The organism is Vibrio sp. V10_P2A27P122 (assembly GCF_963874335.1).
In the GTDB taxonomy this organism is placed as follows: Bacteria; Pseudomonadota; Gammaproteobacteria; order Enterobacterales; family Vibrionaceae; genus Vibrio; species Vibrio anguillarum.
This window is the reverse complement of the sequence record NZ_CAWNHY010000071.1, coordinates 1-7,064: the sequence shown is the minus strand read 5'-3', so window position 1 is coordinate 7,064 and position 7,064 is coordinate 1. Positions and strand designations below refer to the sequence as shown.

Here is a 7,064-nt window from a genome sequence, read left to right as displayed (position 1 = left end):
ATATATGAATAAATAAAACAATGAAGCTAAGTGAGAATCAAATGGAAAAAGTACATTTGAAGGTCATGTGCATAGATGATGATGTTTTTATGCTTAAAGCCATTGCTCGTTTGATCAGGCGTATTCGTCCAGAATGGGAAATTATACTCGTTTCAGAGCCACTAGATTGGTTGTCAGAATGGAATAAGTATAATTGCCAACCGCCAGCCATTATCATTTCAGATTTACTCATGCCGCATAAATGTGGCGATGAGCTGTTAGAAGAGGTAAAGCAGACTTACCCGCAAGTAGTGAGAGCTCTTTTAACTGGGAATACGCAGGAGAATTTGCCTCAAAAAGCGCATGCGTATTCCCACTTCGTTCTGCCTAAGCCATTCACACAAGAGGACTTTGAACGCTTATTTGAATGTACCGAACGTCTTTATCAAATGCCGTTTAACAATGAGTGCCGAACTAAACTCGGAAGTTTGAAAGATCTTCCGGTATTACCCAATTCGATACACCGTTTACAACAAACTATTGCCTCTCCTACTTGTGATCTTCAATCAATCGCAGACACCATTAGCCATGAGCCTGTATTAGTCGCACGAGTGTTTCAAATTGCCAATTCTTCTTACTTGGGTTTTCGTCGAACCACTGATTCATTATCGGAAGCTGTTGGACGTTTAGGTGCGACTTTAGTGGAGAGCATCGCCATATCGTTATTGAGCCATCACGCTAACAGCTTAGTTTCAAAAAAGGCCCACCAAGATATTTCAGAACAGGCGCTGAGGGTGAGCTATATATCCCGTTTACTGGCTAAAAACTTGGGGTACTCCTTACAAGATAAAGATCGGGTGTTTGTCTCAAGCTTGCTTACCGCAATCGGAAAATTGATTTTGATGGAGGAAGGCGCTGATATCCATAATGTTGATTCTTTCTTAGAGCTTCAACAAGAATATGCTGATTACTACATAGTAACGGCATACATGCTGATGATATGGGGATACGGTTCAGAGATTGGAGAGATCGTTCTTAATCAAAGTAAGAGTGATTTTTTTTCAGATGACAAATCTGTTGTACTTGGAAGTATTGTGGGGCTTGCAAATCGCATAGAAGCATGTAGGGAAAATGAGAGCTACCAAACACTGATTGACGGTGTACCAAGTTCCATTGCAAGCGTATTAGTTGAGCTAAAACCCATATTTATTGAGTAATTATATAATTACTTTTTTTGATTAGAGGGAGCGAGCATGGCAATTAAAATTACAATAGCAGACGATTCAAAGATGTCGAGAAAAGCGGTAATGAGGGCGATTCCTGAAGAGTGGGATGTAGAAATCAGCGAAGCCCAAAATGGCAAAGAAGCCCTAGTCAATTACCAAAATGGGTGCGCTGAAGTGATGTTTTTAGATTTGACCATGCCAGAAATGGATGGCTTCCAAGTCCTAGAATATCTGCACAGCGTTGATGCTAAAAGCATTGTCATTGTCATTAGTGCCGATATTCAACCTTTTGCTCAGCAGCGCGTAAGAGAACTCGGTGCAGTCACCTTTTTGCAAAAACCACTTGACCCAGCACAGCTAAAACAAACATTGCACGAGGTAGGACTATTATGACAATGGCACTTTCAGAAGACCATAAAGACGCCCTGCAAGAATTTATGAATATCTCAATGGGCAGAGCAGCAAATAAACTGGCTACCTTGCTTAATTTGCACGTCACTATATCTGTACCCAGTATTGGAGTGGCAACGGATGAGGATTTAGCGCAACTGCAATCTTATGAAACCGATTATTACTACACTCGGCAGTCTTTTTTTGGTGGCATGGATGGTGAGTTAGTGACCTTAATGAGCAGAAAAGGCTGTGAACAGATAGTGAGCGATCTAAAACAATCAACAGGTGATGCTCAAGATGTCGTGAGCCTAGAGGAGAGCATTTTAGATATCTCGAATATTTTATCTGGTGCAAGTCTAAAGGGTCTATGTCAGCAAATAGACATAAAAACTAAAATTCAGTCTCCAGTGCTGTTTTATCCGTCAACACAGCCGCTTCCCATTTCTCAGTGGAAGCTATCTTTAATTATGGAAATCTCTTTTTTAGTCGAAAAAGCGTCATTCTCTGCTAAAACCATCATCTGTTTTGCAGACAACGAATTGGATAAGGTACTCATTCACCTCGATGAGTTGATGTAGGAGTTTGGAATGGGAAAAAGCCGCTTACTGCTTTCTGATCTGCTGGATCAACTCTCTTTTGCGTTGTGCATAGTACGACAGGATTACATTATCGTGAAAGCTAATGACTATTTCCAATCCCGAGTCATTTTTGATGGTGATGTGATGCAAGGAAAGAACATACTTGAACTATTTCCTCATTCCGCAGACTACCTTAAACGAAAAATTGATACGGCATTGGTGATTGAAACTTCAAGCTTTAGTAGCTGGGAGCAGAAGCCTCACCTATTGCCCTTTAAAAGTTCCCGCCCTGTATCGGGTGAAGAAGAACAGATGTATCAAGATTTGGAGATCATCCCTATTCATAGTGAAGATGGGACTATCGAGCATGTCTGTATATGTGTCTATGACGTAACGATACAAGCTAGCCAGCAGCAGGAACTTAAGCGCATTTCTCATCAATTAGAGCAAGAACATCAAGCGCAAAAAGTGTTGATTAAAAAACTCGAAGATGCACAAGGACAACTACTGCAATCAGAGAAAATGGCCTCTATTGGGCAGCTTTCAGCAGGTATCGCCCATGAGATCAATAATCCAGTAGGGTTTATCACATCCAATATTCAAACACTGAGTGACTATTTTCAAACGCTAGCCGCCGTTTTAGAAGGGATAAAACAGCAGGTTTCACAAGCAAATGATACCGCTCTAGCGGCAAAGTGTGAGTCATTACTACAAGAGAAACAGATTGATTTTATTTTAGAAGATACGGCAGATTTGATTTCAGAATCACTAGAAGGTTCATCTCGAGTAATGGCCATTGTGAAAAATTTGAAAGAGTTTTCACACGTTGATGGTTCTGAATGGAGCTATGCAAATTTGGAAAACTGTATCGAATCAACGCTGAAAATCATCAATAACGAAATCAAATACAACATTACTTTAGAGAAGATATATCAAGAAAACGTGCCTGACGTGTATTGCCAGCCAATGCAGATTAACCAAGTTCTTCTTAATATTCTTGTCAATGCAAGTCAGGCGATTGTCGGAGAAGGCACCATCACCATCTCATTAGCTAAGTTAAATGAGAAACAGGTTGAAATTCGCATTAAAGATACGGGAAGCGGTATTCCTGATGCGATTAAAGATCGCATCTTTGAACCCTTCTTTACCACCAAAGCGGTTGGGTCCGGCACAGGATTAGGTTTATCAGTTTCGTACGGGATCATCAATGGTCATAAAGGCACCATTGCAGTTCATAGCGAAGTGAATAAAGGTACTGAATTCATCATTACGTTGCCGATAGACGCAATCGAATTGGCTACACTAGCAATAGAGTGAAAATTATCGTTATTTGATTAGGGAGTATGCATGTGAGTAAAACCCAGCAACAGGAAGAGAATAGACGCTTTCAAGAAGAACACAGCTTGGACTCAACATTTCACTACGTCGTACTTTCTTTGCTAGGAGTTATGTTTTCAAATCAATCACAAGAAGACAAGTTAGATCAGTTTATTACTCATGTTCAGCCTTTATTCCCTAATACACATATCGTGCTATTTTCTTACAATTCTGAGCAGAGGCTCAAGATACTGCGTTCTAGTTTTCCAATCACCGATACAATTAAGTTAAGCACATACCCGGTCTTAGCCGATACGGAGTTTAGTTACTTCCCTGATTTAGCCAATGAGGCGGGGAAATTCTCAGACTATCACAATGACTTTCCTGCTTGGAAAAGTGGCGTTACCTTTTCCGTCTCCTCACTGACGCGGCGCTATAGCCTGTTTCTTGCGCGAACAACGCTGAATGCTTTTGACTTAAGTGAATTAGAAAAAATCCAAGAAGGCATGTTACTGGTTGAGATGGCCTTAAAATTACTGTCGTCTATGCGGGAGAGTAGTAGTGATCTTCAACGAAATGAGCAAGATGCAAAAAGGGTTTCTTTAGGTAAATTGGCCGCCGGTGTTGCGCATGAAATCAATAATCCACTCGGCTTTGTGATGAGTAATTTCAACACGTTAAGTTCCTATCTTGCCCAAGTGAAGGCACACCCAGAGATCCAGCAGATCAACGACCGTCAGTTGGCAGAAATACTTGATGATAGCGAGTCTATCATTGTGGAAAGTTTAGAGGGGCTTTCGCGTATTAAAAACATTGTAGCGAGCTTGAATGTGTATTATCACGAGTCCAAATTATCAGTTGGAATGGTCGATTTAAGAGACGTGGTTAGCTCTGCGACTAATATGGTGTTGGGTGAAATGAAGCTGAAAGCACGCTTAAATTATGAACCTCCTCAAATACCATTTTATGTTCTAGGGCAAACCCATAAGCTCCAACAAGTACTGATTAATTTGTTAGTCAATGCGTTACAGTCATTCTCTCATACTGATGGTGAAGTCACTGTCGCCTTGTATATGGAAAACAGCTTATTAATCGAGAATAAATCTAGTGTCTGTCTATCGGTATGCGATAACGGTAAAGGCATTTGTCCGGAAGATTTAGTGTACGTTTTTGATCCTTTTTTTACCACCAAGCGTATCGGTGATGGCGCAGGACTTGGATTATCTGTTGCGAAAGAAATCATAGAAGAGCACCTCGGGAAAATTGAAATTCAGTCGACGATAGGTCAAGGAACCTGCGTCTATATTCGTTTACCGCTTTATGTTGCACCTCATCATTCGATGAAAGGATTGGGGTAATTGTATGTTTCGATATAAAGAAATTCTGCTTGTAGATGATGAGCCAGCGGTACTTAAAGCTTTAACACGTGAACTCAAACCGCATTTTTCTGTGGTTCATTGTGCGAGTAGCGGCCTTGAGGCTCTGACTATTTTAGAGCGGCACCCTATCGAAATTGTGATTTCTGATTATCGAATGCCTAATATGGATGGGACAGAGCTGGTCGTCAATATTCGCAATAAGTATCCTCATGTTGTAACCATTATTCTATCTGGTCAAGCTGACATCAAAGGTTTGTCTCGTGCTTTGAACGAAGGGAAATTGCATCGTTTTCTCCAAAAACCATGGGATAGAGAGGATCTGATTGAAACCATACGTTTGAGTTTATTGGAGCGTGAAGCATTGCTAGGTAGTGATGTGCTGACGAACTTAAAAAACCGGCGTACGTTAGATGAACAGATTATCGAATTGAAAAAACATGGTGACTCCTCATACGCTTTGGTCATGGTGAATATTGCTAATCTAGACGAAATTAACCATCAATACGGCGGAGCGCTTGGTAATCAATTTATTAAAACGCTGGCGTGGCATCTGAGTGATGGTAATACAGAGCCGGAAACCATATATCGCTACAAAGATAAGCTGTTTATGTGCATTCCATACAGCCCCAAAGGTTATCAAGTTGTGATGCGCCTATGTTCGCGACTCTCTCAGCCTGTTGAAGTCGACACACATCTTATTAAAACCAGATACACGGTTTTGCTCTGTGATGTCAAATCGTTGCATCAAGTCGATGATATATCTATTGCTGACCTTAATGAACGCTCGCGAGTGCGTTTGCACCATCAACTGCCAATTTACTGGCTCGATAATGATCCTCAATCCCGAGAGTTATTGGCGCTATTTTCTGTATTAAACGATATCGATAGACGCTATTTCTGCGCGTTTTATCAGCCGCAACTGTCGACGGTAACTGGTGATGTTTGTGGATTTGAAGCATTAGCTAGGCGCAAAACAGTTGAGAATGAGTGGCAATATCCAGCCAGTTTCTTACCCATAATTGAGCAGTATGGTTTAACTAAAGTGTTGACCGAAAAAATATTGGAAGACGTACTGATGTTCATCAAACAACATCAGAAACTAATTAAAGATCGAAATATCAGTGTTAATGTGCCTGGGAACATGTTGATAAATGGGCAATTTTACGAATTATTGACTAAGCTAACTACAAAGCTCAGTTGCGGTTTGAATAACTTGTCAATAGAGATAACGGAGCATGACTTTATTGAGGATTTTATTCAGGCGAAACAAGAACTCAGTAAACTGAAAGGGTTGGGATTGAGCTGTGCACTGGATGATTTTGGAACTGGATATGCGGGCTATGAATATCTGTGCGAAATGCCTTTCGATGTACTTAAAATTGATGGACGATTTGTTCAAGCAATTGGCAAATCAGCGTCCAATGAAGTTATTCTGAGGGCAATGATAGACAGTGCTGAATCACTTGAAATGGGAGTGATCGCCGAATGGGTTGATACTCAGGAGCAAGCGGATAAATTGAAAACCTTGGGCTGTTCCATTATCCAGGGGCATTTGGTGAGTCAGGCATTATCATCAGACGACGTGGTCAGTTATTTGTCTAGAATGGAGGAGGAACGATGGAAAATGTCGCACAAAAAATAGAGATTGGTGGTGATAGACTTAGCCTTCTGCTGCTAGATGATGAGAGCGAAATTCTAAAATCACTAACGAGGGTTTTGCGTACAGATTATGACATAGTTTCTTTTAATAGCGGAAAGGAAGCCTTGGAATATTTAGAGCAACATGAGGTCTCTATTATTATCTCTGATATGCGGATGCCAGAGATGGATGGTGCCGATTTTCTCGCAAAATCAAAAGAATTATATCCTGAGACGATTCGTATCCTGCTTACTGGATATAGTGATATTCAGTCAACCGTCAGGGCAGTAAATTCCGGCGGAATTCATACCTATATTGGCAAACCATGGGATAACGAAAACCTAAAATTGATCGTTTCAAAAGCAGCGGAGTTTTATCGTCTGACAAAAGAGCGAGAACATTTGGCTATCGAGTTAGAAAAACGCAATAGCGAGCTCGAAGTGGTGAATCTAGCCTTGGAGGACAATAATCGTAAGCTGGCTGAATTTAATCAAGATTTAGAGCAGAAGGTAAAAGAGAGAACGTTAGAGCTGCAATCATCTAATAAAAAGTT

7 protein-coding genes are annotated in these 7,064 nt (G+C 40.7%); all 7 read left to right on the top strand.

Features of this window, described 5'->3' with window-relative positions; genetic code table 11:
* The first annotated feature begins 20 nt into the window (after positions 1–20).
* Positions 21–1,196 (top strand): HDOD domain-containing protein, encoded by a 1,176-nt coding sequence (locus AACQ17_RS04045; protein ID WP_017047215.1) that lies wholly within the window; start codon positions 21–23, stop codon positions 1,194–1,196.
* A gap of 36 nt (positions 1,197–1,232) precedes the next feature.
* On the top strand, positions 1,233–1,598 hold the full coding sequence (locus AACQ17_RS04040) for a response regulator (RefSeq protein ID WP_013867878.1): 366 nt from the start codon (positions 1,233–1,235) through the stop codon (positions 1,596–1,598).
* Positions 1,595–2,176: a chemotaxis protein CheC gene (locus AACQ17_RS04035; RefSeq protein WP_013867877.1), complete on the top strand. Its 582-nt coding sequence runs from the start codon at positions 1,595–1,597 to the stop codon at positions 2,174–2,176. The genes AACQ17_RS04040 and AACQ17_RS04035 overlap by 4 nt, the downstream gene beginning before the upstream one ends.
* A gap of 9 nt (positions 2,177–2,185) precedes the next feature.
* The gene (locus AACQ17_RS04030; RefSeq protein ID WP_017047214.1) at positions 2,186–3,493 is read left to right on the top strand and encodes a sensor histidine kinase; all 1,308 of its coding nucleotides are present in this window, start codon (positions 2,186–2,188) and stop codon (positions 3,491–3,493) included.
* 131 nt (positions 3,494–3,624) lie between these two features.
* Positions 3,625–4,851, top strand: a complete 1,227-nt coding sequence (locus tag AACQ17_RS04025; RefSeq protein WP_254918043.1) for a sensor histidine kinase — start codon at positions 3,625–3,627, stop codon at positions 4,849–4,851.
* Positions 4,852–4,855: 4 nt separating this feature from the next.
* Positions 4,856–6,514 carry an EAL domain-containing protein gene (locus AACQ17_RS04020; RefSeq protein WP_094147896.1) on the top strand — a complete coding sequence of 553 codons (1,659 nt, stop codon included), beginning with the start codon at positions 4,856–4,858 and terminating at the stop codon, positions 6,512–6,514.
* Positions 6,490–7,064, top strand: a 575-nt coding sequence (locus AACQ17_RS04015; RefSeq protein ID WP_141201475.1) for a response regulator, incomplete at its 3' end; no start/stop codon positions are given. The genes AACQ17_RS04020 and AACQ17_RS04015, both read left to right, overlap by 25 nt.